Source organism: Curtobacterium sp. ME-Dv--P-122a (assembly GCF_030209645.1).
GTDB classification, from domain to species: domain Bacteria; phylum Actinomycetota; class Actinomycetes; order Actinomycetales; family Microbacteriaceae; genus Curtobacterium; species Curtobacterium flaccumfaciens.
This window is the reverse complement of record NZ_JARVRO010000001.1, coordinates 135,436-155,821: the sequence shown is the minus strand read 5'-3', so window position 1 is coordinate 155,821 and position 20,386 is coordinate 135,436. Positions and strand designations below refer to the sequence as shown.

At 70.6% G+C, this 20,386-nt stretch carries 21 protein-coding genes and 1 tRNA gene; 13 read left to right on the top strand and 9 right to left on the bottom strand.

Features of this window, described 5'->3' with window-relative positions; genetic code table 11:
* Position 1: 1 nt before the first annotated feature.
* Positions 2 to 1,144, top strand: coding sequence for a glycerol dehydrogenase (locus QRN49_RS00605; protein ID WP_284753317.1), 1,143 nt, complete (start codon positions 2 to 4; stop codon positions 1,142 to 1,144).
* A gap of 19 nt (positions 1,145 to 1,163) precedes the next feature.
* Here QRN49_RS00605 and QRN49_RS00600 read toward each other — a convergent pair whose 3' ends face one another.
* The gene (locus QRN49_RS00600; RefSeq protein ID WP_284753315.1) at positions 1,164 to 1,967 is read right to left on the bottom strand and encodes an NAD(P)H-hydrate epimerase; all 804 of its coding nucleotides are present in this window, start codon (positions 1,965 to 1,967) and stop codon (positions 1,164 to 1,166) included.
* Between QRN49_RS00600 and QRN49_RS00595 the strand changes: the two genes are divergently transcribed.
* From QRN49_RS00595 to QRN49_RS00585, 3 genes are all read left to right on the top strand, one after another.
* On the top strand, positions 1,966 to 2,751 hold the full coding sequence (locus QRN49_RS00595) for an alpha/beta fold hydrolase (RefSeq protein WP_111029066.1): 786 nt from the start codon (positions 1,966 to 1,968) through the stop codon (positions 2,749 to 2,751). The genes QRN49_RS00600 and QRN49_RS00595 overlap by 2 nt on opposite strands.
* Positions 2,752 to 2,804: 53 nt before the next feature.
* Positions 2,805 to 3,836: an aldo/keto reductase gene (locus QRN49_RS00590; protein ID WP_111032335.1), complete on the top strand. Its 1,032-nt coding sequence runs from the start codon at positions 2,805 to 2,807 to the stop codon at positions 3,834 to 3,836.
* A 253-nt stretch (positions 3,837 to 4,089) separates the two neighbouring features.
* Positions 4,090 to 4,797, top strand: coding sequence for a DUF3800 domain-containing protein (locus QRN49_RS00585; RefSeq protein WP_284753312.1), 708 nt, complete (start codon positions 4,090 to 4,092; stop codon positions 4,795 to 4,797).
* 106 nt (positions 4,798 to 4,903) lie between these two features.
* On the opposite strand, the gene QRN49_RS00580 is transcribed toward QRN49_RS00585, so the two are convergent.
* Positions 4,904 to 4,979, bottom strand: a tRNA-Thr gene (locus QRN49_RS00580).
* Positions 4,980 to 5,016: 37 nt separating this feature from the next.
* Positions 5,017 to 5,424, bottom strand: a complete 408-nt coding sequence (gene msrB, locus QRN49_RS00575; RefSeq protein ID WP_027466599.1) for a peptide-methionine (R)-S-oxide reductase MsrB — start codon at positions 5,422 to 5,424, stop codon at positions 5,017 to 5,019.
* 65 nt (positions 5,425 to 5,489) lie between these two features.
* Between msrB and QRN49_RS00570 the strand changes: the two genes are divergently transcribed.
* From QRN49_RS00570 to QRN49_RS00540, 7 genes are all read left to right on the top strand, one after another.
* A complete protein-coding gene (locus QRN49_RS00570) occupies positions 5,490 to 5,963 on the top strand; it encodes a GNAT family N-acetyltransferase (protein ID WP_284753309.1) in 474 nt (157 codons plus the stop codon).
* A complete protein-coding gene (locus QRN49_RS00565) occupies positions 5,963 to 6,964 on the top strand; it encodes a DUF2332 family protein (protein WP_284753308.1) in 1,002 nt (333 codons plus the stop codon). Before QRN49_RS00570 ends, QRN49_RS00565 begins: the two co-directional genes overlap by 1 nt.
* A gap of 96 nt (positions 6,965 to 7,060) precedes the next feature.
* Positions 7,061 to 7,372: a DUF3263 domain-containing protein gene (locus QRN49_RS00560; protein WP_241660403.1), complete on the top strand. Its 312-nt coding sequence runs from the start codon at positions 7,061 to 7,063 to the stop codon at positions 7,370 to 7,372.
* Positions 7,369 to 7,980, top strand: a complete 612-nt coding sequence (locus QRN49_RS00555) for a LytR C-terminal domain-containing protein (protein WP_111224438.1) — start codon at positions 7,369 to 7,371, stop codon at positions 7,978 to 7,980. The genes QRN49_RS00560 and QRN49_RS00555 overlap by 4 nt, the downstream gene beginning before the upstream one ends.
* A gap of 193 nt (positions 7,981 to 8,173) precedes the next feature.
* On the top strand, positions 8,174 to 8,377 hold the full coding sequence (locus QRN49_RS00550; protein WP_017888049.1) for a cold-shock protein: 204 nt from the start codon (positions 8,174 to 8,176) through the stop codon (positions 8,375 to 8,377).
* A gap of 257 nt (positions 8,378 to 8,634) precedes the next feature.
* Complete coding sequence (gene groL / locus QRN49_RS00545; protein WP_017888048.1) at positions 8,635 to 10,257, top strand: chaperonin GroEL; 1,623 nt, start codon at positions 8,635 to 8,637, stop codon at positions 10,255 to 10,257.
* Positions 10,258 to 10,527: 270 nt separating this feature from the next.
* Positions 10,528 to 11,400, top strand: a complete 873-nt coding sequence (locus QRN49_RS00540; protein WP_284753305.1) for an endonuclease domain-containing protein — start codon at positions 10,528 to 10,530, stop codon at positions 11,398 to 11,400.
* 158 nt (positions 11,401 to 11,558) lie between these two features.
* On the opposite strand, the gene QRN49_RS00535 is transcribed toward QRN49_RS00540, so the two are convergent.
* From QRN49_RS00535 to QRN49_RS00515, 5 genes are all read right to left on the bottom strand, one after another.
* Entirely contained in the window at positions 11,559 to 13,256 is a 1,698-nt protein-coding gene (locus QRN49_RS00535; RefSeq protein ID WP_284753304.1) for a sensor histidine kinase, read from the bottom strand.
* Between the two features lie 66 nt (positions 13,257 to 13,322).
* Complete coding sequence (locus QRN49_RS00530) at positions 13,323 to 14,018, bottom strand: response regulator transcription factor (protein ID WP_017888045.1); 696 nt, start codon at positions 14,016 to 14,018, stop codon at positions 13,323 to 13,325.
* A 51-nt stretch (positions 14,019 to 14,069) separates the two neighbouring features.
* Positions 14,070 to 15,767 carry a DNA repair helicase XPB gene (locus QRN49_RS00525; protein WP_284753303.1) on the bottom strand — a complete coding sequence of 566 codons (1,698 nt, stop codon included), beginning with the start codon at positions 15,765 to 15,767 and terminating at the stop codon, positions 14,070 to 14,072.
* Between the two features lie 48 nt (positions 15,768 to 15,815).
* Positions 15,816 to 17,582: a helicase-associated domain-containing protein gene (locus QRN49_RS00520; RefSeq protein WP_282818704.1), complete on the bottom strand. Its 1,767-nt coding sequence runs from the start codon at positions 17,580 to 17,582 to the stop codon at positions 15,816 to 15,818.
* Positions 17,583 to 17,610: 28 nt separating this feature from the next.
* Entirely contained in the window at positions 17,611 to 17,910 is a 300-nt protein-coding gene (locus QRN49_RS00515) for a hypothetical protein (RefSeq protein WP_128780559.1), read from the bottom strand.
* A gap of 55 nt (positions 17,911 to 17,965) precedes the next feature.
* On the opposite strand from QRN49_RS00515, the gene QRN49_RS00510 reads away from it, so the two are divergent.
* Together QRN49_RS00510 and QRN49_RS00505 are read left to right on the top strand one after the other, a co-directional pair.
* Positions 17,966 to 18,343 (top strand): cold-shock protein, encoded by a 378-nt coding sequence (locus QRN49_RS00510; protein WP_017888041.1) that lies wholly within the window; start codon positions 17,966 to 17,968, stop codon positions 18,341 to 18,343.
* Between the two features lie 4 nt (positions 18,344 to 18,347).
* A complete protein-coding gene (locus QRN49_RS00505; RefSeq protein WP_284753296.1) occupies positions 18,348 to 19,103 on the top strand; it encodes a DUF3027 domain-containing protein in 756 nt (251 codons plus the stop codon).
* An 82-nt stretch (positions 19,104 to 19,185) separates the two neighbouring features.
* On the opposite strand, the gene serC is transcribed toward QRN49_RS00505, so the two are convergent.
* Positions 19,186 to 20,301 (bottom strand): phosphoserine transaminase, encoded by a 1,116-nt coding sequence (serC, locus tag QRN49_RS00500; RefSeq protein ID WP_209129886.1) that lies wholly within the window; start codon positions 20,299 to 20,301, stop codon positions 19,186 to 19,188.
* Positions 20,302 to 20,386 lie beyond the last annotated feature (85 nt).

Sequence of the window (20,386 nt, the reverse complement as noted above, 5' to 3'; positions counted from 1 at the left end):
GATGGCCACTCCCATCAGCACCGTGATGAGCCCCGCCCGCTACGTCCAGGGCAAGGACGCGATCACCCGCGTCGGCGAGTTCATCGCCCCGATCGGCAAGCGGCCCCTGATCGTCGCCGATGACGTGGTCTGGGGCATCGTCGAGACCGCCGTCTCCGAGAGCTTCCGGTCCGCCGACCTGGCCGTGGAGCGTGTCGGGTTCGGCCGCTTCGCCACCCCAGAAGCCGTCGACGAGCTCGTCGAGCAGATCCGCGCGACGGACGCCGACGTCATCGTGGGGCTCGGCGGCGGCTCCGCCATCGACGCCGCGAAGGCCGCTGGGCACCTCGCCGGCATCCGGTGGGCCAGCGTGCCGACGGCTGCGTCCACCGACGCCCCGACCTCGGCGCTCGCCGTCATCTACACCGCCGAGGGCGAGTTCATCGAGTACCGCTTCTTCCCGCACAACCCGGACCTGGTGCTCATCGACACCAGGCTCGTCGCCAACGCGCCGGTGCAGTTCCTGGTCGCGGGCATCGGCGACGCGCTGGCGACCTGGGTCGAGGCCCGTGCCGCGAAGCGCGCCAACGCCGACACCATGGCCGGCGGCCTGCAGACCCAGACCGGCGTCGCGCTCGCCGAACTGTCGTGGAAGCTCCTGCACGAGAACGCCCTGCAGGCCATCGAGGCCGTCAAGGCCAAGGTCGTCACCCCGGCGCTCGAGAAGGTCGTCGAGGCGAACACGCTGCTGTCCGGCCTGGGCTTCGAGTCCGGTGGCCTCGCCGCCGCCCACGCGATCCACAACGGGCTGACCGCGGCTCCGCAGGCGCACGGCCTGGCGCACGGGCAGAAGGTGAACATCGGGACGATCGCCCAGCTGGTGCTCGAGGGTGCCCCGGCCGAGGAGATCGAGGACTTCGTCGTCTTCACCACGAAGGTCGGCCTGCCGAACACCCTGACCGAGATCGGCCTGACGGTGGACGACCGTGACGTGCTGCGCGCCGTGGCCGAGGCTGCGACGGTGGCGGGGGAGACCATCCACAACATGCCGTTCCCGGTGACGCCCGAGCTCGTGGTCGACGCCCTGGTCGCCATCGAGGGCATCGCACGCAGCATCCGCGCCGAACACGGTCTGCCGGAGCCCGTTTTGTACGAGCACCACTGACGCACTGACGGGCGAGGGGTCAGGTGCGGATCAGCGGCTCCGTCGTCGCCAGGTCCGCACCGATCCCGACGTCGACGAGTTCGATCCGCCCGGCGAGGGTGGCGGCGGGTCCGGTCAACAGGCCGGCCTTCACCCCGCCGAAGGTGACGGTGACGTCGGCGTGCAGGACGTGGTCGTCCGCGACGCCGCCGGTGTCCACGTCGATGCCGCTCGGCACGTCCACCGCGACGACGAACGGCGCACGCTGGTCGCGGGCGAGCTCACGGATGGCGTCCACGACCTCCCGAGCGGGGGACCGCAGTGCGTTCGCGCCGTGCACCCCGATGCCGAGGATGCCGTCGAGCACCAGGTCGGCCTCGAGCGCCGCCTCGGTCGCGACGTCCGCCAGGCGTTCGCCGTCGCTCCGGCCGGCGGCTCGCAGGATGTCCGCCGCTCCGCCCGCGTTCGGTCCCGAGGTGCCGGACGGGCTGTCCAGCAGACGCGCGCCGGCGTCCAGCGCCGCTGCCAGGCCGGCCTCGTGGACACGGGAGCCGACGCGCAGGACCGCCACGTGCCTCCCGGCCGCTGCCAGGCGAGCACCCGCGAACAGGGCGTCGCCACCGTTGTCGCCGCTGCCGGCGAGCACGAGGACGGACCCCGGTCCGTCGACCGGCCGCACGGCCGGGTCGTCCAGCAGCTCGCCGACGATGCGCGCGAGCCCGTCGGCGGCCCGCTGCATCAGGGGTTCCCCCGCGTCGAGGTGGGGGCGTTCCGCCGCCCGGATCTGATCGCCGCCGTAGCCGTCCATGGCCACCACACTGCCCCGGTACGCTTGAGAGGACATGTCACTCGTCCCCGAAGCGCCCCGCCCCCGGTTCGTGATGTCGCCCGACGGGCTGCGACTCGCGACCTACGACTTCGGCGACCCCGACGCCCCGGCCGTGATCGCGGTGCACGGCTTCGCCTCCGGTGCGGTGCTCAACTGGCACGCCTCGGGCTGGACGCGGCACCTGGTCCGTGCCGGCTACCGGGTCCTGGCGCTCGACCAGCGCGGGCACGGCGCGAGCGCGAAGCCGCACGACCCGGGTGCCTACTCGATGGACCTGCTCGTCGCCGACGTCACCACGGTCATCGACACGTACCTGCTCGACGACGTCGCGTACCTCGGGTACTCGCTCGGCGCACGGGTCGGCTGGCACACCGCCGAACGCCTGCCCGGCCGGATCTCGCGTGCGGTGTTCGGCGGGATCCCGGACGCCGACCCGATGCGTCGCGTCCGCGTCGACCAGGCGAAGGCGTACATCGCCGACGGCACCCCCATCGAGGACCGCGTCACGAACGGCTACCTGACGATGGCGGGCAACGTCGAGGGCAACGACCTCGGCGCGCTCGTGGCCATGGTCGAGGGGATGCGGAACAGCATCGAGCCGACCCCGGAGAACGCCCCGGCGCAGCCGCTCCTGATCGCCGCCGGCAGCGAGGACGGCATCCGCGACAGCGCGGTCCGGCTCGCCGAGGCCGCGCCGGACGCCACCTTCTTCGAGATCCCCGGGCGCAACCACTTCAACGCCCCGACCTCGCGGCCGTTCCGCGAAGCGGCACTGCGGTTCCTGTCCGCCCCGCGCTGAGGGGTACTCGTGGGTCCCCTCGGTCGGCCGGCACCGGGCGTACCGTCCCCGCCATGGACTACAGACTCCTCGGCAACAGCGGGACATCGGTGTCGACGCTGACCCTCGGCACCATGACGTTCGGCAGCGAAGCCGACGAACCCACCTCACACGCCATCCTCGACGCCTTCGTGGCCGCCGGTGGCACGCTCGTCGACACGGCGGACGTCTACTCCGGCAACGAGTCCGAGCGGATCATCGGCCGCTGGCTCGCAGCACACCCCACCGAGGCCGCGCAGGTCGTCCTCGCCACCAAGGGCCGGTTCCCGCAGGGCGACGGCCCGAACGACCTCGGCCTGTCCCGACGACACCTGCGCGTGGCCCTCGACGCCTCGCTCGAGCGGCTCGGCGTCGACCACATCGACCTGTACCAGATGCACGCGTGGGACGCCCTGACCCCCATCGACGAGACCCTGCGGTTCCTCGACGACGCCGTGTCCGCCGGCAAGATCGGCTCCTACGGGTTCTCGAACTACCTCGGCTACCAGGTCACCAAGGCCGTCTACGAGGCGAAGGCCCACGGCTGGGCGCCGCCCGTCACCCTGCAGCCGCAGTACAACCTGCTCGTCCGCGACATCGAGCACGAGGTCGTGCCCGCCTGCCTCGACGCCGGCATCGGCCTGCTGCCCTGGTCGCCCCTGGCCGGCGGCTGGCTCTCCGGCAAGTACCAGCGCGACGAGGCCCCGTCCGGCGCCACCCGCCTGGGCGAGAACCCGCAGCGCGGCATGGAGGCCTGGGAAGCCCGCAACGGTGACGAGCGCACGTGGGAGGTGCTCGACGCCGTCTCCGAGGTGGCTGACGCCCACGACGCGTCGAAGTCACAGGTCGCACTCGCCTGGCTACTGGCCCGGCCCGCGGTCACGAGCGTGATCCTCGGCGTCCGCACCCTGTCGCAGCTCGAGGACAACCTCGGTGCCGCGGACCTGGTGCTCACCGACGACGAGCTCGCCCGACTGACCGACGCCAGCGCTCCCCGCATCGACGACTACCCCTACGGCACGGCCGGCGTCGCGCAGCGGGAGCGGAAGATCACCGGCGGGCGCTGACCGGACAGGACCGCTGCGCGTTCGTGCACATCGTGCGGATTTCCGCGGATGTGGGGTCAGGGTGTGGACGCGCGGGTCGGTGAGGTGTCATCCTCGTCGCACGACCGGCTGGTTACCGCGTCCAGCGCCCGGAACGCCCCCTGATCCGCGTTCCGTGTGCCGATGCCCCGGGCGAGACTTCGCCCGGGGCATCGCTTCATCAAGGGCAGTGCGTCGCACCCCCTCCACACCTTCTGTACGGCAGTATTCCACCGTGCTGCTCTGCTTCGTCGACGAATCCTTCAAGCCGGACCTCTACGGCTTCGGCGCCGTGATGGCGGACGCGGCACAGACCCGCTGGCTCACGCACCGCATGCACGAGATCGTCGCGGCGCTCGAGGAGTACGGCGTCGAGGCGCAGGCCGAGATCCACGCCCACCCGATCTTCCAGGGGAAGGGCGCTTGGAGTGCCGTCCCGCCACGCGTGCGCGTGAAGGTGTTCCTCGACGTGGTCGATTCCGTCGTGGCTTCCGGAGCAACCGTGCTGCTCCGAGGGTGCCGCCCCGGGCGGTTGCGTCGGTACCAGGACGCGCGGGGCTTCCGTGATCGGCACTCGCCGGAACAGGTGGCCTTCCAGCACCTCCTGCAGCGGGTCGACGGGAAGGCCGGTGAGATGGGTGTGCACGCGCTCGTCATCGCGGACGAACGGTCGGATCGAGACCGGCACCGTGAGCGCTTCGCGGTGTACCAGGCCTACGGGACTCCCGGAACGTACATGCAGACCCGGCTCGAACGGTTGCTCGACACCGTTCACTTCGCGCCGAGTCACCACTCACGCATGCTGCAGGTCGCCGATCTCCTGGCGTTCGTCTGGGTGCGCTCGCGGACGGTGGAGGAACGGGATCCGCGGCAGGCGCGTGTCCTCGCCGCGCTCGTCGACGACATCGAACGGTGCGCGTACCAGCCCGGCGTCTGGCCCTGAAACTGGTCGACCGGCACCAGGGCCCCGGACGCACGACAGCCCCGCTCGAGGCGGGGCTGAAGGCGGTGCGGGCGGCGAACGAGTCGCGGCCTGCGCATGCAGTATATGGGGCCGGCAGCGGGACTTGAACCCGCAACCCCCGTATTACAAGTACGGTGCGCTACCAATTGCGCCATGCCGGCTGACGCCGCTCATCTTACCGGTGAGGGCGTCCGGGGCTCACTCGCCCGACTTCTCCGAGAAGTTCAGCGAGATCGAGTTCATGCAGTACCGGTCACCCGTGGGGGTGCCGAACCCGTCCGGGAACACGTGGCCCAGGTGCGAACCGCAGTTCGCGCAACGGACCTCGGTGCGGGCCATGCCGAGGGAGTTGTCCTCGATGAGCTGCACGGCGTCCGGGTTCACCGACTCGTAGAACGACGGCCAGCCGCAGCCAGAGTCGAACTTCGTGCCGCTCTTGAACAGCTCCGCGTTGCAGGCCGCACAGGTGTAGACGCCGGCGCGCTCCTCGTCGAGGAGTTCACCGGTCCACGGTCGTTCGGTCCCCGCCTGGCGGAGGACGGCGTACTGGTCCGGGGAGAGCTCCTCGCGCCACTGGGCGTCGGACTTGTCGACGTTGTATGCCATTGGTTCCTCCTGCTTCCGGCCGGGCTCTTCCGGGCACTCCCGACCACTTCACTAAACTCGCCACGATGTCCGAGCATTCCGTGCACCACGCCCGCTGGACCCGTCTGACGACGGACGAACTGTACGGCATCGTCGTCCTGCGCAACCGCGTGTTCGCGCTCGAGCAGCGGGTCACCGCCGAGGACTTCGACGGCCGTGACCGCGAGCCCGACACCGAGCACTGGTGGTTCGGCACGGACACGGATGCGGTTGGGTACCTGCGGCTCATCCGCCCGGCGGCCGACGAGGTCCACCCCGACGGCTCGGAGTCGCCGGCGTGGGTGATCGGCCGTGTCGCGACCGACCCCGGACACCGCGGGCAGGGGATAGCCGGCCGGCTCGTCGCCGCCGTCCTCGACGAACACGGACACGACCCGTTCGTCCTGCACGCCCAGGAGTACGTCGCCGCCCTGTACGAGCGGTACGGCTTCGTGCGGTTCGGGGAGCCGTACGACGAGGCCGGCATCCGCCACGTCGGCATGCACCGGCCCGGACGCTGATGGACACCCGCGCCCGGTACGTCGCGTACGCCGATCGCATCCAGGCGGTCTCGCCGTCGTACGCCGCCTGGGCTCGGTCGCTCGACGACCCCCTCGTCGCGCTCCTCGCCGAGGTCCCCGAGCAGCAGCGGCAGCCGGAACTGTTCTTCGCGGTCGCGCGTCGGCTGGGCGCGGACCCGTCGGACCCGGGTGCGCTGCGCGCGCTCGGCCTGGAGGCCCGCCCCGCGCTGGTCACGGCCCTCGCCTCCGCCACGGTGCAGGCCAACGACCCGCAGCGGCTCGCCCCGGTCGTCCCGCTGTTCGCGGCGCTCGCCGAACGGTCCGCTCGGCCGCTCGGCCTGGTCGACGCCGGGGCCGCCGCCGGGCTGTGCTCGGTTCCGGACCGGGTGACCCTGGACTACCGCGTCGGTTCCGGTGCCGCGGTCCTCCGGATGCACACGGCGGTCGCCGAGCCCTCGGTCCGGCTCGTCGCGGACGCAACCGGGGCCGTCCCCACTCCCGCGACCGTCCCGATCAGGGTCGGCGCCCGGGTGGCCCTCGACCCGAACCCGATCGACCTGTCGGTCCCCGGTGCGTTCGACCGGCTGGTCGAGGCCGTCCCGCCCGAGGCGACGGACCGGATCGCCCTGATGCGCGAGGCGGCGCGCGCGACGCTCGCCGTGCCTCCAGACCGGCTCGTCGGCACGCTGCCAGGTGACCTCGACCGTGCACTGGACGCCCTGCCGGACGACGTCGAACCGGTCGTCCTGACCACCGGGACCCTTGTCTACGTGCCGGGCGCGGACCGGCAACGGTTCGTGGACCGGATCCGTGAGCGGGGGGTGCACTGGATCGCCCTCGAGCGCACCGGGATCCTGCGCGGGGTGGCGGCGACGCTCCCCGATGACCTCGACGCCGCTGACCCGGACGCGTTCGCGACGGTCTCGCTCGACGGGGTCGCGGTGGCCGTCTCCGACCCGTTCGGTCGGCGAGTGCGCTGGTTCCGTGCGCCGAACCTGTGACCGGTGTTCGCGACAGTCCAGCGCCGTGCCAGGGTCCGGATCGACTCCACCCCTACGATGTGCGAGACCCGTTACCCGACCGTGATCGGAACCGCCGTGACCAGCCCCACCGACGAACGCAGCACTGAGCAGCTCAGCGAGCTCGCCCAGCGCGTGCTGTCGTTCGAGCAGGACCGGGCACGGCACGACCGCACGAAGGAAGCGGAGATCCGGGTCGAGTTCGAGATGTCGGCGGCGCGCTACTACCAGGTGCTGAACCGCGTGATCGACTCGCCCGCGGCACTCGCGTACGACCCGCAGCTCGTCAGCCGGCTGCAGCGGCTCCGGCACGCGCGCACCAGCGCCCGGGCGACACGCAGCTTCGTCGCGCCCGGTGCAGCTCCCGAAGGACGTGAAGAGGAACGATGAGCACGAGATTCCCCCGAGACCGGTTCGACGACGTCGCCGACGGCCCGCGGGTCGGTGCGCACCGCGGTGCCCAGCGTCGCGGCCGTGGCTGGATCGCCTTCGCCTGGGCGGCGCTCGCCACCGGTGTGCTCGTCGGCGTCGGGGTGCTCGTCCTCGCGCTGCTGAACGGCAGCTACTCCTTCAACAGCTCGGATTCCCCATCGGCCTCCACGTCGGCGTCCGCCACCGCGAAGCCCTCGGCGACGTCCAAGCCGTCCGCGTCCTCGTCGGCCGGTTCCGGCTCGGCAGGGTCGGGATCGGGCAGTGCGGCGGCAGCGACGCCGGCACAGCAGGGCACCACCACCGTCGTCGTGCTGAACGGCACGACCACCACGGGCCTCGCAAGCCGGGCGAGTGCGGCGCTGACCGGCGCCGGTTGGCAGGTCGCCTCCACCGGAGACGCCGGCACGACGGGCTCCACGTCGACGATCGTCTACTACCAGCAGGCGTCGCAGGCGGCGGTCGCGCAGGGCATCGCGAAGCAGCTCGGCGTCACGGCCGTGCAGCAGTCGGCGGCGTTCCCGAACGCCGACGTGAGCGTCGTCCTCGGCGCCGACTACACCGGCTGATCGGTCGTTCTGCGGGTCGTCGCGCCGCGTTTTCCGCGCATTGTGTGACGGCCGTGTTTCGGGCACGTTGATTTCTGACGGAATCGACGTGAAACAACGTCACACCTCTTGCCTGATCGGACGGGTTCGGTCAGAGTCCCATGCAGACGACGATCACGTCGTTCCGCACTGCAGTACCAGGGAGCAAGAGATCATGGCCAACGGAACCGTGAAGTGGTTCAACGCTGAAAAGGGCTTCGGCTTCATCACCGTGGATGGAGGGGGCCAGGACGTGTTCGTGCACTACTCGGCCATCGACATGTCGGGTTACAAGGTCCTCGAGGAGGGCCAGGCCGTCGTGTTCGACGTCGGCACCGGGTCGAAGGGCCCGCAGGCAGAGTCCGTCCGCCCCGCCTGAGCAGCACCACTTCCAGAACGCGCCGTCCCGTCAGGGGCGGCGCGTTCGTCGTGTGCGGGGGCGGTGACCGGCGCGCGGAGCGCGACCGCGGCGGTGGTCCGGGGTCCACCGGACGCGACGTGTCCTGGGAAGTCGTCACGAGCCTCCCGACTGTGTTGCACTCACACCCGGCGAGTGCCAGAATCGGCGTTGGCACTCGCTCACGCTGAGTGCCAGCACGACCCCCAAGACGACGTCCGGGAGGGACGAAAAACCACATGGCTAAGATCATTGCTTTCGACGAGGAGGCCCGCCGTGGCCTCGAGCGCGGCCTGAACCAGCTGGCCGACGCCGTGAAGGTGACGCTCGGCCCGCGCGGCCGCAACGTCGTCCTCGAGAAGAAGTGGGGCGCCCCCACGATCACGAACGACGGTGTCTCCATCGCCAAGGAGATCGAGCTCGACGACCCGTACGAGAAGATCGGCGCGGAGCTCGTCAAGGAGGTCGCCAAGAAGACCGACGACGTCGCCGGTGACGGAACGACCACCGCGACCGTCCTCGCCCAGGCGCTCGTCCGCGAAGGCCTCCGCAACGTCGCCGCCGGAGCCGACCCCGTGTCGCTCAAGCGCGGCATCGAGAAGGCCGTCGCCGCCGTCTCCGACCAGCTCCTCGCCAACGCGAAGGACATCGAGACCAAGGACCAGATCGCCGCGACCGCGTCGATCTCGGCCGCTGACCCGACCATCGGCGCGCTCATCGCCGAGGCCATCGACAAGGTCGGCAAGGAAGGCGTCGTCACCGTCGAGGAGTCGAACACCTTCGGCACCGAGCTCGAGCTCACCGAGGGCATGCGCTTCGACAAGGGCTACCTGTCGCAGTACTTCGTCACCGACCCCGAGCGTCAGGAAGCCGTCTTCGAGGACGCCTACATCCTGATCGTCAACTCGAAGATCTCGAACATCAAGGACCTCCTGCCGGTCGTCGACAAGGTGATCCAGGCGGGCAAGCAGCTCCTGATCATCGCCGAGGACGTCGACGGCGAGGCCCTGGCCACGCTCGTCGTGAACAAGATCCGCGGCATCTTCAAGTCCGTCGCCGTCAAGGCTCCGGGCTTCGGCGACCGCCGCAAGGCCATGCTGCAGGACATCGCGATCCTGACCGGTGGCCAGGTCATCTCGGAAGAGGTCGGCCTCAAGCTCGAGAACGCGACGCTCGACCTGCTCGGTCGTGCCCGCAAGGTCGTCATCACCAAGGACGAGACCACGATCGTCGAGGGTGCCGGCGACGCCGAGCAGATCGCCGGCCGTGTCCGCCAGATCCGTGCCGAGATCGAGGCGACCGACTCCGACTACGACCGCGAGAAGCTCCAGGAGCGCCTCGCGAAGCTCGCCGGTGGCGTCGCCGTCATCAAGGCGGGTGCCGCGACCGAGGTCGAGCTCAAGGAGCGCAAGCACCGCATCGAGGACGCCGTCCGCAACGCGAAGGCTGCCGTCGAAGAGGGCATCGTCGCCGGTGGTGGCGTCGCCCTCATCCAGGCCGGTGCCGTCGCACTCGAGGCCCTCGAGCTCGAGGGTGACGAGGCGACCGGTGCGAACATCGTCCGCGTGGCCATCGACGCGCCGCTCAAGCAGATCGCGCTGAACGCCGGTCTCGAGCCGGGTGTCGTCGCCGCCAAGGTCCGCGAGCTCGAGTCGGGTTGGGGCCTCAACGCCGCGACCGGCGAGTACGTCGACCTGATCGCCGCCGGCATCATCGACCCCGCCAAGGTCACGCGTTCGGCGCTGCAGAACGCTGCGTCGATCGCCGGTCTGTTCCTGACGACCGAGGTCGTCGTCGCCGAGAAGCCCGAGCGCACCCCTGCTGCTCCGGCTGGCGACCCGACGGGTGGCATGGACTTCTAAGTCCGCCTGACAGAAGGGCCCCGCACGCTGCGCGTGTGGGGCCCTTCTGTGTGTGCGGTCGCGCGGGGCGGTTGGGCGGGGCGGTTGGGCCGAGATCGCGCGAACTGCCGCTTCGCGGGGGGCATTCCGGCAGTTTGTGCGACCACGGCGTGCTGGAGACGGCATGTTGCGCGATCAGCATGAAGCGCACAGGAGGCCCGGCACCGGTCGTTCTCCACAGATGCGTTCCCCAGGCGCTTGCGTGGGCAACCGGGTCGCGACACTCAGGACATGCCGAAGCCTCGTCCGCTCCCCGAGACGCTCGACTCCGCCGGCTTCCTGGTCCGTGAGGCCATCGGGTACGGCGTCGATCCGGGTCGTCTCCGTCGACGTGATCTCGTCCGTCCCGTGCATGGCGTCCGGTCGACCGACGCCACGATGTCGATCGTCGCGGCCGTCGGCCTGGTGCTCCGTCCGGACCAGTACCTCAGCCACACGACGGCCGCCGCGCTGTGGGGCGCACCGCTCCCGCGCGGTGCCGAAGTCCCCGTCCACGTCACCACCGACGGCACCGGCCCGGTGATGCGACGTCCACAGGTCAAGGGACACCGGCGCCGGTCCGGAGCCGCCAGCTGCGAGTGGCAGGGGATGCAGCTCAGCACCCCGGAGCTTGCATGGCGGGAGTGCGCCGGTCTGCTCAGCGTGGAGCAACTCGTCGCGGTGGGCGATTTCCTGGTGGGCAAGAGCGGACTCTGCACGATCGACACGCTCGCCAAGAGCATCGTGCCCGGATCTCGGTGGATCGCGGTCGCTCGTGCCGCGATCGCGCGGGTACGCGTCGGTGCTGAGTCACCGATGGAGACCTGGCTTCGACTCGCCGTGGTCGACGCGGGGTTCCCGGAGCCGGAACTGCAGGTCGAGGTGTCGGATCACCACGGCCGGTTCCTCGGACGCGTGGACATGGCCTGGCCGGACCGTCGGATCGCGTTGGAGTACGACGGCGATCACCACCGCGAACAGGATGTCTTCCAGTACGACCAGCGGCGGGACAACGGGATGGCGGTCAACGGCTGGCTCGTCCTGCATGCGACGCGGGCTGATGCCGCTCGCCCTGCTGTGCTGTTCGAGCGTCTGCGCCAGGCCTTCGTCTCGGGCCCGTCGTGACGTCGGCGGGTTATCCCTCCGAAGGGTCGGATGCTCGCACGCGGCGGTCGCACAACACGCCGTGTGTGCGTCACCCAGGTCGCACATTGCGCCGTGAGAGCGCGGGATGGGCGGCAGTTCGCGCTACCTCGAGCAGCGGCCCGCGTGGGTCACGCGGGTCAGGCGGAGAAGTCGCGGGGGAGCAGGGGGAGCCAGACGCGGAAGGTGGCGCCGCCGCCCTCGGTGTCGAAGACCTCGACGGAGCCGTGGTGCGCCGCGACGATGCCGGACACGATGGCGAGCCCGAGGCCCGAGCCGCCGGTGTCCCGGGCGCGCGAGGTGTCTGCACGCCAGAAGCGCTGGAAGATCTTCTCGCGCAGCTGCGGCGGGATGCCCTCACCGTGGTCGATCACGTCGAGGTGTGCCATGCCGCGCTCGTCGTCCACGCCGATGCCGATCTCGATCGGGTCGTCGTTCGCCGTGAACCGCATGGCGTTGCCCATCAGGTTCGTGACGATCTGGCGGATCTTGTTCTCTTCCGCCAGGACGATCGGCGGGCGCTTCGGCAGCACGACGGTGGGCAGCGGCGTGGTCTCGTCCGCCGGGGCGGCACCGGCGTCGATGTTCATGGCGCGGGTCCGACGGGCCCGCAGGCGCGCGATGGTCTGGCGCGAGAACGCGATCGGCCCGGTGGTGTTCGCCGAGGTGGGCGACACGGGCGGTGCTTCGCCGGAGTCCGGAGAGCCGATGGACGACGACGACGCCGATGGGCGCACGGCCTGGGGCACGCTCTCGCCGGTCAGGGAGTCCTCGACGAGGACCTGGATCTCGCGGTCGGGGTTGGAGGCCATCGTGTCGAGCGCCGAGTCACGGGCGATGGCGACGAGGTCGACCGGGCCGAGCTCGAGGGGCTTCGACTCGTCGATGCGGGCGAGCTGCAGCAGGTCCTGCACGAGCAGACCCATCCGCTGCGCTTCCTTCTCGATGCGCTCCATCGCCTGGGCGACGTCCTCTTCCTTGCGCAGGGCGCCCATCCGGTACAGCTCGGCGTACCCGCGCAGGGACACCAGCGGCGTGCGGAGCTCGTGCGAGGCGTCCCCGACGAATCGCCGCATCTGGGCGATGGTGCGCTCGCGGTCCTCGAACGCGGAGTCGATCCGCTCGAGCATGACGTTGAGGGAGCGGTTGAGGCGGCCGACCTCGGTGTTCGGGGTGTCGGCCTCGAGGCGCTGGTTGAAGTCGCCCGCGGCGAACCGTGCGGCGGTGTCCTCGACGTCGCGCAGCGGGTCGAAGGTCGCGGTGACGAGCAGCCGGGTGAGCATGGCGCCGAGCAGGATGACCGAGGCACCGAACCCGAGGAAGATCGCGGTGAACTTGCCGATGGTCTCGTCGGTACCGGCACTGGAGACCGCGATGAGCACGTAGCCGGTCTCGGTGGTGCCGTCGGACTGGTTCTGCAGCGATGCCGGGATGATCTGCGCGCGCCACTCGTGGTTGTGCTGGCTGTCGTAGAGCGAGATGCGCTGGTTCGCCTGCGAGGCCTCGACCAGGGTGGCTTCGCGGACGTCGGGCCGGCTCGACGCCTTCGTCTGGCAGATCCGGTCACCGTCGGCGTCGTACGCGGCGACGTAAGCGCTCTGCGAGACGACGACGGACAGCTTGCAGTACTGCTCGCCGTCGCTGATGTTCTGGCCCTCGAGCTGCTCGGTCGTCTGCTTGACCGTGTTGTCGAGCTGCTGCATGAGGTAGGTGGACAGCACGGTCATCGTGCCGAGTCCGGCGACGAGCAATCCGAGCGCGACGAGCAGCACCGTGATCCCGGTGATCTTGGTGCGCAGGGAGATCCCGTCCCACCAGTGGTTCATTCGCGTGTGCATGCTGCCCCAACGATAGACAGCGGCCGCCCGGTGAAACCGGACGACCGCCGTGAAGAGGTGATGGTGCTACGAGGCCTTGGACGCCTTCAGCATGTACCCGAAGCCGCGCTTGGTCTGGATGATCGGCTCGGCGGAGTACTGGTCGAGCTTGCGGCGCAGGTACGAGATGTAGCTCTCGACGATGCCGGCGTCGCCGTTGAAGTCGTACTCCCAGACGTGGTCGAGGATCTGCGCCTTCGACAGCACGCGGTTCGGGTTGAGCATGAGGTAGCGGAGCAGCTTGAACTCGGTGGGCGAGAGCTCGATCTGCGCGTCGCCGATCGTGACCTCGTGCGTGTCCTGGTCCATCGTGAGCTCGCCGGCGCGGATGATCGCGTCTTCCTCGTCGTTCATGGTGCGACGGAGGATGGCCTTGATGCGGGCGACGATCTCGTCGAGCGAGAACGGCTTGGTGACGTAGTCGTCGCCGCCGACGGTGAGGCCGGTGATCTTGTCCTCGGTGTCGTCCTTCGCCGTCAGGAACAGGATCGGCGAGGTGTAGCCCGAGGAACGCAGGCGCTTGGTGACGCCGAAGCCGTTCATGTCGGGCAGCATCACGTCGAGGATGATGAGGTCCGGCTCTTCTTCCAGCACGGCGGAGATCGCCTGTGCTCCGTTGCCCACCGCACGCACGGCGAAGCCGGCGAAGCGCAACGAGGTCGTCAGGAGGTCGCGGATGTTCGGCTCGTCGTCGACGATCAGGATCTTGGGGCCATCGCTCATGGTCTTATCTTCTGACTGTTCCCTCGGGGTTTCCTGAGAGCGGTTCGTGCGTCAGCCCATGGGCGTCTGGACCTGGTCGGCGTCGAGGATCGTGTACGAGTAGCCCTGCTCCGCCAGGAACCGCTGCCGGTTCTGCGCGAAGTCCTGGTCGACGGTGTCCCGGGCCACGAGCGTGTAGAACGACGCGGGCAGGCCGTCCTTGTTCGGGCGGAGGAGCCGGCCGAGCCGCTGTGCCTCTTCCTGCCGCGATCCGAACGAGCCGGAGACCTGGATGGCGACGGTCGCGTCGGGCAGGTCGATCGAGAAGTTCGCGACCTTCGAGACGACGAGCACGTCGACCTCGCCGGACCGGAACGCGTCGTACAGCCGCTCCCGTTCGTCGACCGGGGTCGCCCCCGTGATCTCCGCGGCGTCGAGCGACGCGGCCAGTTCGTCGAGCTGGTCGATGTACTGCCCGATCACCAGGATCTGCTCACCGCGGTGCTTCTCGATGAGTTCCCGCACCACCGGGGTCTTGGCCGGGGACGTCGCGGCGAGCCGGTAGCGCTCGTCGTCGCTCGACGCCGCGTACTCCAGGCGGTCCTGGTGCGGCAGGTCGATGCGGACCTCGTAGCAGGAGGCCGGCGAGATGTAGCCCTGCGCCTCGATCTCCTTCCACGGGGCGTCGTACCGCTTCGGCCCGATGAGTGAGAAGACGTCGCCCTCGCGGCCGTCCTCGCGCACGAGCGTCGCGGTGAGACCCAGGCGTCGGCGGGCCTGCAGGTCGGCGGTCAGCTTGAACACCGGCGCGGGCAGCAGGTGCACCTCGTCGTAGACGATGAGCCCCCAGTCGAGGGCGTCGAGGAGCGACAGGTGCGTGTACTCGCCCTTCCGGCGGGCGGTGAGGATCTGGTAGGTCGCGATCGTGACCGGCCGGATCTCCTTGACGCTGCCCGAGTACTCGCCGATGTCCTCCGGCGTCAGGGTCGTGCGCTTGAGGAGCTCGGTGCGCCACTGCCGCGCCGAGACGGTGTTCGTCACGAGGATGAGCGTGGTCGCCTTGACGGTCGCCATCGCGCCCGCGCCGACGAGCGTCTTGCCCGCGCCACAGGGCAGCACGACGACGCCGGAGCCCTGGGCGAAGAACGTGTCGACCGCCTGCTCCTGGTACGGCCGCATGTGCCACTCGGCCGTGTCCAGGTCGATCGGGTGCGGCTGGCCCGGGGTGTAGCCCGCCAGGTCCTCCGCCGGCCAGCCGAGCTTGACGAGCTCCTGCTTGATCTGCCCCCGCGCCCACGGCTGCAGCTCGACCTCGGTCGAGGACCGCATGTCGCCGAGCAACGGCTTGATGCGCTTCGACCGGATGACCTCGGCCAGCACCGACGGGTCCTCGGCGGTGAGGAGCAGGAGCGGCAACCGCTCGAGTTCTTCGGTGGGGGAGTTCGCGATCACGGGCGCGTCGGGCCGTTCCTCGCGACGGATCACGAGCCGTCCGTAGCGCGAGACCGTGTCGCGGATGTCGACCGTGACGCTCTGCGGCACGGGGAACTTCGCGAAGCGTTCCAGCGTGTCGATCATCGCCTCGGCGTCGTGGCCCGCGGCGCGCGCGTTCCAGAGTCCGAGGCGGGTGATCCGGTAGGTGTGCACGTGCTCGGGAGCGCGTTCGAGCTCGGCGAAGGCCGCGAGCTCGTGGCGCGCGTCCTCGGCATCGGGGTGCGCGACCTCGAGGAGCACGGTGCGGTCGCTCTGCACGATCAGCGGTCCGTTCATGACCTGCCAGCCTAGCCGTCGGCACCTGCGTGCGGGTGACCGCGCGGCTCAGGCGTCGCTCTCGACCGACACGACGAGCGACAGCGGCAGGGTGCGCTCGACGTCGACGGCCGTGTCCCGCCCGCGGACGCGTCCGGCCGCGACCGAGGTCGGCACGATCGAGAACGGCCGCTCCGAGCCGTCCGGCATCCGGACGGTCACACGGATCGGCGTGCGTCCGCGCACGGCCAGGTCGATCTGCCGACCGAGCCACTCCTGCTCCGGCTCCGCGTCGCCGCGCTGCGTCGTCAGGCGGAGCCGTTCGACGAGTGCGTGCGCCGACTGCTCCGGCGAGCGTCCGGTGGGGCTGCGCCGGCCGGGAGGCCCGTGGTGCGCCTCGGGGCGGGCTGCGGTCGTCAGGACGGCCGGGTAGCGCTGGTCCTCGAGCGCGGTGTGCACGACGTGCGGCGGGTAGCGCGTGGTCAGCGTCGTCAGGTCGGGCCGCTCCCACGCGAGCTGCCGGAGCTCGGCGTCCACCCCGACGAGGTCGAGCTGGTCGGCGGTGCCGCGGACCTCGGTCCCGACGCCGCCCGGCCCCCGGTCGACGACGATGCTGCCGTCGCGTCCGGCCACCTGGTCGATCAGGTAGGCGAGGGGCTGCGGGATCCCGGTGGCCGACAGTCGTCCGAGCAGGGACAGCAGGTCGTCGCGGGAGTGTCCGGCCCGGAACGCCGCGCGCAGGGTGTCCTCGGAGATGCGGTAGCGCGCCGCGAGTCCCGGTGCCTCGAGCACGGCGACGGTGCGCAGGGCGTCGTCGTCCACCGGCGCGAGCGGCCCCGGTGCGATGACGGTGAGGTCGTGCTGCAGGTAGACCCGTTCGACGGTGCCCGGCAGGTCGTCGGAGGCCTGGTCGGCGTCGCCGTCGAGGAGTGCCCGGCCGGTGCTCGTCACGATGCCGTCGACGGCCAGGCCGAGCGACGCCGCGGTGCCGGCGACGTCGAGCAGCAGGGCGTCGAGCCAACGGGACCCCGCCGGGTACGCCCACCGCCCGAGCGGCACGAGGTCGCGCAGGTCCCCGTCGGCCAGCTCGAGCACCTGGTGGACGGCGGGCGGGAGCGTGTCCGACCACGCGGCCACCAGCGACACCCAGCGCTCCGGCCAGCCGGCGAGCAACCACGCGTGCCCGGGGTCGGTGACGATCCACCGCCCGGTGTCGGGGTCGGCGAACCCGATGTCGTCGAGCAAGGCAAGGCGACCGGCGACGAGCTCGGCGTCGGTGCCGATGCGCTCGGCGAGGGTGCGGGCGAGCGGCATGCCGATCCCGCCCTTGACGAGTTCGCGGACCGCGCCGGCGTCGACCGCCCGCAGCAGCTCGGCGAGCACCGTCATCGTCGCGAACGCCTGCTCCGCGCCGGTGGTGCGCGCACGCTCGAGGGCCGCGTCGTCGAGGGCGGGAGCGGCGGGGCGGACCTGCTCCGGGCCTCCCGGCTGCTCGTCGAGCGAGGTGAGGTCGGGGTGGGCGGCCACGCGTGCGGCGACCGCGTCGTCGACGGCGCCGTCCTCGTCGGCGAGGCCGAGCTCGATCGCGGGGCCGAGTGCGTCGACGGCGCCGCCGTCACGCAGCGCGAGGATCGTGGCGCGCGGCAGGTGCTCGACGGCGGCGTCCACCGCGTCGTCGCTCCGGAGCGCCTCGGCGAGGTCGAAGAAGTCGGTGATGCGCTGCGGGCCGGTCTCGGCGAGTGCAGCGGTGGGGAGTCGCCTCGCCGCGACGAGGCGCTCGAGCGCATCGTCCGGCATCGCCCGGAGTCGGGCGGCGAGGTCGGCGGTGGTCGTCATCGTCCGGTGCCAGCGTCCGGGGCGGACGTCAGCGAGCCGTCCGGTTCGCTCGTGCGCGACGTGTCCAGGTGATGCCGAGGAGCGTGAAGACCAGCACCATGGCGATCGGGAAGCCGTAGAGCGGGATCGCCATGACCACCGGCCACGGCATCGCACCCTGGGCGCTGGGAGCGGTGAGCCACATGATGATCATCGCGACGAAGCAGAGCAGGCCGAGGATGATGATCCCACCGATCATGAACGCCAGAGCGCGTTCGGTACGATTGAACGTCACCGGGGGTTCTGCGGAGTCCTGCGGGTTCCCGGTTGATCGGGTCGGCTTGGCCATCGACCCAGGATATCCGACGCACCACGGCCGTACCACGACCTCGAGGAGTCCACGCATGCCCACCGGCAAGGTCAAGTTCTACGACGACGACAAGGGCTTCGGCTTCATCACCGGAGACGACGGCGACCAGGTGTTCCTGCACGCGTCCTCGCTGCCCGACGGCGTCGTGACCGTCAAGGCCGGCACGCGGCTCGAGTACGGCGTCGTCCAGGGCAAGAAGGGGTCGCAGGCGTTGTCCGTGCGGCTGCTCGAGCCCCAGCCGTCGCTGTCGCGGATGACCCGTCGCTCCGCGGACGACATGGCCGTGATCGTCGAGGACCTGGTGAAGGAACTCGACCGGATCAGCGGAGACCTCCGCCACGGCCGCTACCCGAAGAACGGCGATCGCATCGCCGCCATCCTGCGGCACGTCGCAGACCAGTTGGAGGCGTGACCCCATGACCGAGTCCGAGACAGCAGGGGCCGAGACGGCTCCCGACGCAGCGTCCATCGACGCAGCATCCGTTGACTACACCGACCTGGCGCGCGAGGCGTTGCTTGAGGTCACCCCGGAGTCGACCGTCGGTGCACCCGTCGGCACGGTGGACGAAGGTGACGGCGTCGTGTCCGTCCTGTTCGCCAACCGGCTGCCCGGCTACCCCGGGTGGCGGTGGACCGTCAGCGTCGCCAAGGTCGGCGACGACGAACCGACCGTGCTCGAGGTCGAGCTGATGCCCGGGGACGGCTCGCTCGTCGCGCCCGAGTGGGTGCCGTGGTCCGAGCGACTCGCCGAGTACCGGGCTGCGCAGGAGCACGAGGGTGAGGACGCGGCGGACGAGGACTCGGACGATGAGGACTCCGACGACGAGGACTACGACGACGAGTCGGATGAGGACGACGACGACGAGGACTCGGACGAGGACGACGACTACGACGACTCGGATGACGACGAGGACGACGACGAGTCGGACGATGACGATGACGACGAGTTCGACGCCGACGAGGACGACCTCGACGAGTCGGACGACGACGACATCGAAGGCGTGGACGTCGATGCGCTCGCCGATGTGAGCGACACCGACAGCGAGGACCAGGCCCCGCAGCCGCCCCGTCGCCGCCGTGCCCGCCGCGTGCAGCCGTTCGAGCCCGACGCCGATCTCGACGTCGACCAGCTCGACGCCGGCGAAGCCGACCCGGGCTTCCACCGCGCCTGACCCACCCGGACCGACGAACGGGCCCGGCACCACCGATCCGGTGGTGCCGGGCCCGTCCTCGTTCCGGCGGGTGTCCCCGAGGTCAGCGCAGGGCGTCGATCGTGAAGTCGATCGCGCGCACGAGCTTCGCGACGTCGTCCGGGTCGATCGCGGTGAACGTCGCGACGCGCAGCTGGTTGCGGCCGAGCTTCCGGTACGGCTCGGTGTCGACGATGCCGTTCGCGCGCAGGGTCGCGGCCACGGCCTTGGCGTCGATCGAGTCGTCGAGGTCGATCGTCGCGACGACCTGGGACCGAGCGGCGGGGTCGGAGACGAACGGGGTCGCGGCGTCGCTGGCCTCGGCCCAGTCGTAGATCGTCGACGACGAGGTCTTCGTGCGGAGGTCCGCCCACGCCAGGCCGCCGGACTCGTTCATCCACCGCACCTGCTCGTCCAGGAGCAGCAGCGTGGAGATCGCCGGGGTGTTCAGGGTCTGGTTCAGGCGCGAGTTGTCGACGGCGTTCTTGAGCGACAGGAACTCCGGGATGTACCGGTCGGAGGCGGCGATCCGCTCGATCCGCTCGATCGCGGCGGGGGAGAGCAGCGCGAGCCACAGGCCGCCGTCCGAGGCGAAGTTCTTCTGCGGGGCGAAGTAGTAGACGTCGGTGGCGCTGACGTCGAACAGGGCGCCACCGGCGGCGCTGGTCGCGTCGACGACGGTCAGGGCACCGGCGTCACCGGTCGCGCGGACGACCGGGGCCATGACGCCCGTCGAGGTCTCGTTGTGCGGGTAGGCGTAGACGTCCACGCCCTCCACCGGCTCGAGTGCGGCGAGGGAGCCACCCGGCGCCTCGACGACGTGCGGAGCCTCGAGCCACGGGGCCGCTGCGGCCTTGGCGAACTTCGACCCGAACTCGCCGAAGGACAGGTTCTCGGCACGGCGCTCGATGAGGCCGAACGCGGCGGCGTCCCAGAACGCGGTCGAGCCGCCGTTGCCGAGGACGACCTCGTAGCCCTCGGGGATCTGGAACAGGTCTGCGAGGCCGGAGCGGACGCTGCCGACCAGGTCCTTCACGGGCTTCTGGCGGTGCGAGGTGCCGAGGATCGTGGCGCCGCGCGTCACGAGGGACTCGAGCTGGGCGCCGCGGATCTTCGACGGACCGCAGCCGAAGCGACCGTCGGTGGGGAGGAGTTCGGCCGGGATGACGATGTCTGCCATGCACCGATCCTACCGACGCCGATCCGCCTGCCCGAGCCCGTGTACCGGCCGGACGGGGAGGGTTCGACCCACCTGTCCACCGCGT

What these genes read in the sequence shown, in the direction of transcription:
- QRN49_RS00565 (WP_284753308.1), top strand. Translation starts at nt 5,963, where the DNA reads ATGGACACCCGCGCCCGGTACGTCGCGTACGCCGATCGCATCCAGGCG.
- QRN49_RS00600 (WP_284753315.1), bottom strand. Translation starts at nt 1,967, where the DNA reads ATGTCCTCTCAAGCGTACCGGGGCAGTGTGGTGGCCATGGACGGCTAC.
- QRN49_RS00540 (WP_284753305.1), top strand. Translation starts at nt 10,528, where the DNA reads ATGCCGAAGCCTCGTCCGCTCCCCGAGACGCTCGACTCCGCCGGCTTC.
- QRN49_RS00520 (WP_282818704.1), bottom strand. Translation starts at nt 17,582, where the DNA reads ATGACGACCACCGCCGACCTCGCCGCCCGACTCCGGGCGATGCCGGAC.
- QRN49_RS00530 (WP_017888045.1), bottom strand. Translation starts at nt 14,018, where the DNA reads ATGAGCGATGGCCCCAAGATCCTGATCGTCGACGACGAGCCGAACATC.
- QRN49_RS00605 (WP_284753317.1), top strand. Translation starts at nt 2, where the DNA reads ATGGCCACTCCCATCAGCACCGTGATGAGCCCCGCCCGCTACGTCCAG.
- groL (WP_017888048.1), top strand. Translation starts at nt 8,635, where the DNA reads ATGGCTAAGATCATTGCTTTCGACGAGGAGGCCCGCCGTGGCCTCGAG.
- QRN49_RS00555 (WP_111224438.1), top strand. Translation starts at nt 7,369, where the DNA reads ATGAGCACGAGATTCCCCCGAGACCGGTTCGACGACGTCGCCGACGGC.
- QRN49_RS00505 (WP_284753296.1), top strand. Translation starts at nt 18,348, where the DNA reads ATGACCGAGTCCGAGACAGCAGGGGCCGAGACGGCTCCCGACGCAGCG.
- QRN49_RS00590 (WP_111032335.1), top strand. Translation starts at nt 2,805, where the DNA reads ATGGACTACAGACTCCTCGGCAACAGCGGGACATCGGTGTCGACGCTG.
- QRN49_RS00515 (WP_128780559.1), bottom strand. Translation starts at nt 17,910, where the DNA reads ATGGCCAAGCCGACCCGATCAACCGGGAACCCGCAGGACTCCGCAGAA.
- msrB (WP_027466599.1), bottom strand. Translation starts at nt 5,424, where the DNA reads ATGGCATACAACGTCGACAAGTCCGACGCCCAGTGGCGCGAGGAGCTC.
- QRN49_RS00570 (WP_284753309.1), top strand. Translation starts at nt 5,490, where the DNA reads ATGTCCGAGCATTCCGTGCACCACGCCCGCTGGACCCGTCTGACGACG.
- QRN49_RS00535 (WP_284753304.1), bottom strand. Translation starts at nt 13,256, where the DNA reads ATGCACACGCGAATGAACCACTGGTGGGACGGGATCTCCCTGCGCACC.
- QRN49_RS00595 (WP_111029066.1), top strand. Translation starts at nt 1,966, where the DNA reads ATGTCACTCGTCCCCGAAGCGCCCCGCCCCCGGTTCGTGATGTCGCCC.
- QRN49_RS00510 (WP_017888041.1), top strand. Translation starts at nt 17,966, where the DNA reads ATGCCCACCGGCAAGGTCAAGTTCTACGACGACGACAAGGGCTTCGGC.
- QRN49_RS00550 (WP_017888049.1), top strand. Translation starts at nt 8,174, where the DNA reads ATGGCCAACGGAACCGTGAAGTGGTTCAACGCTGAAAAGGGCTTCGGC.
- serC (WP_209129886.1), bottom strand. Translation starts at nt 20,301, where the DNA reads ATGGCAGACATCGTCATCCCGGCCGAACTCCTCCCCACCGACGGTCGC.
- QRN49_RS00525 (WP_284753303.1), bottom strand. Translation starts at nt 15,767, where the DNA reads ATGAACGGACCGCTGATCGTGCAGAGCGACCGCACCGTGCTCCTCGAG.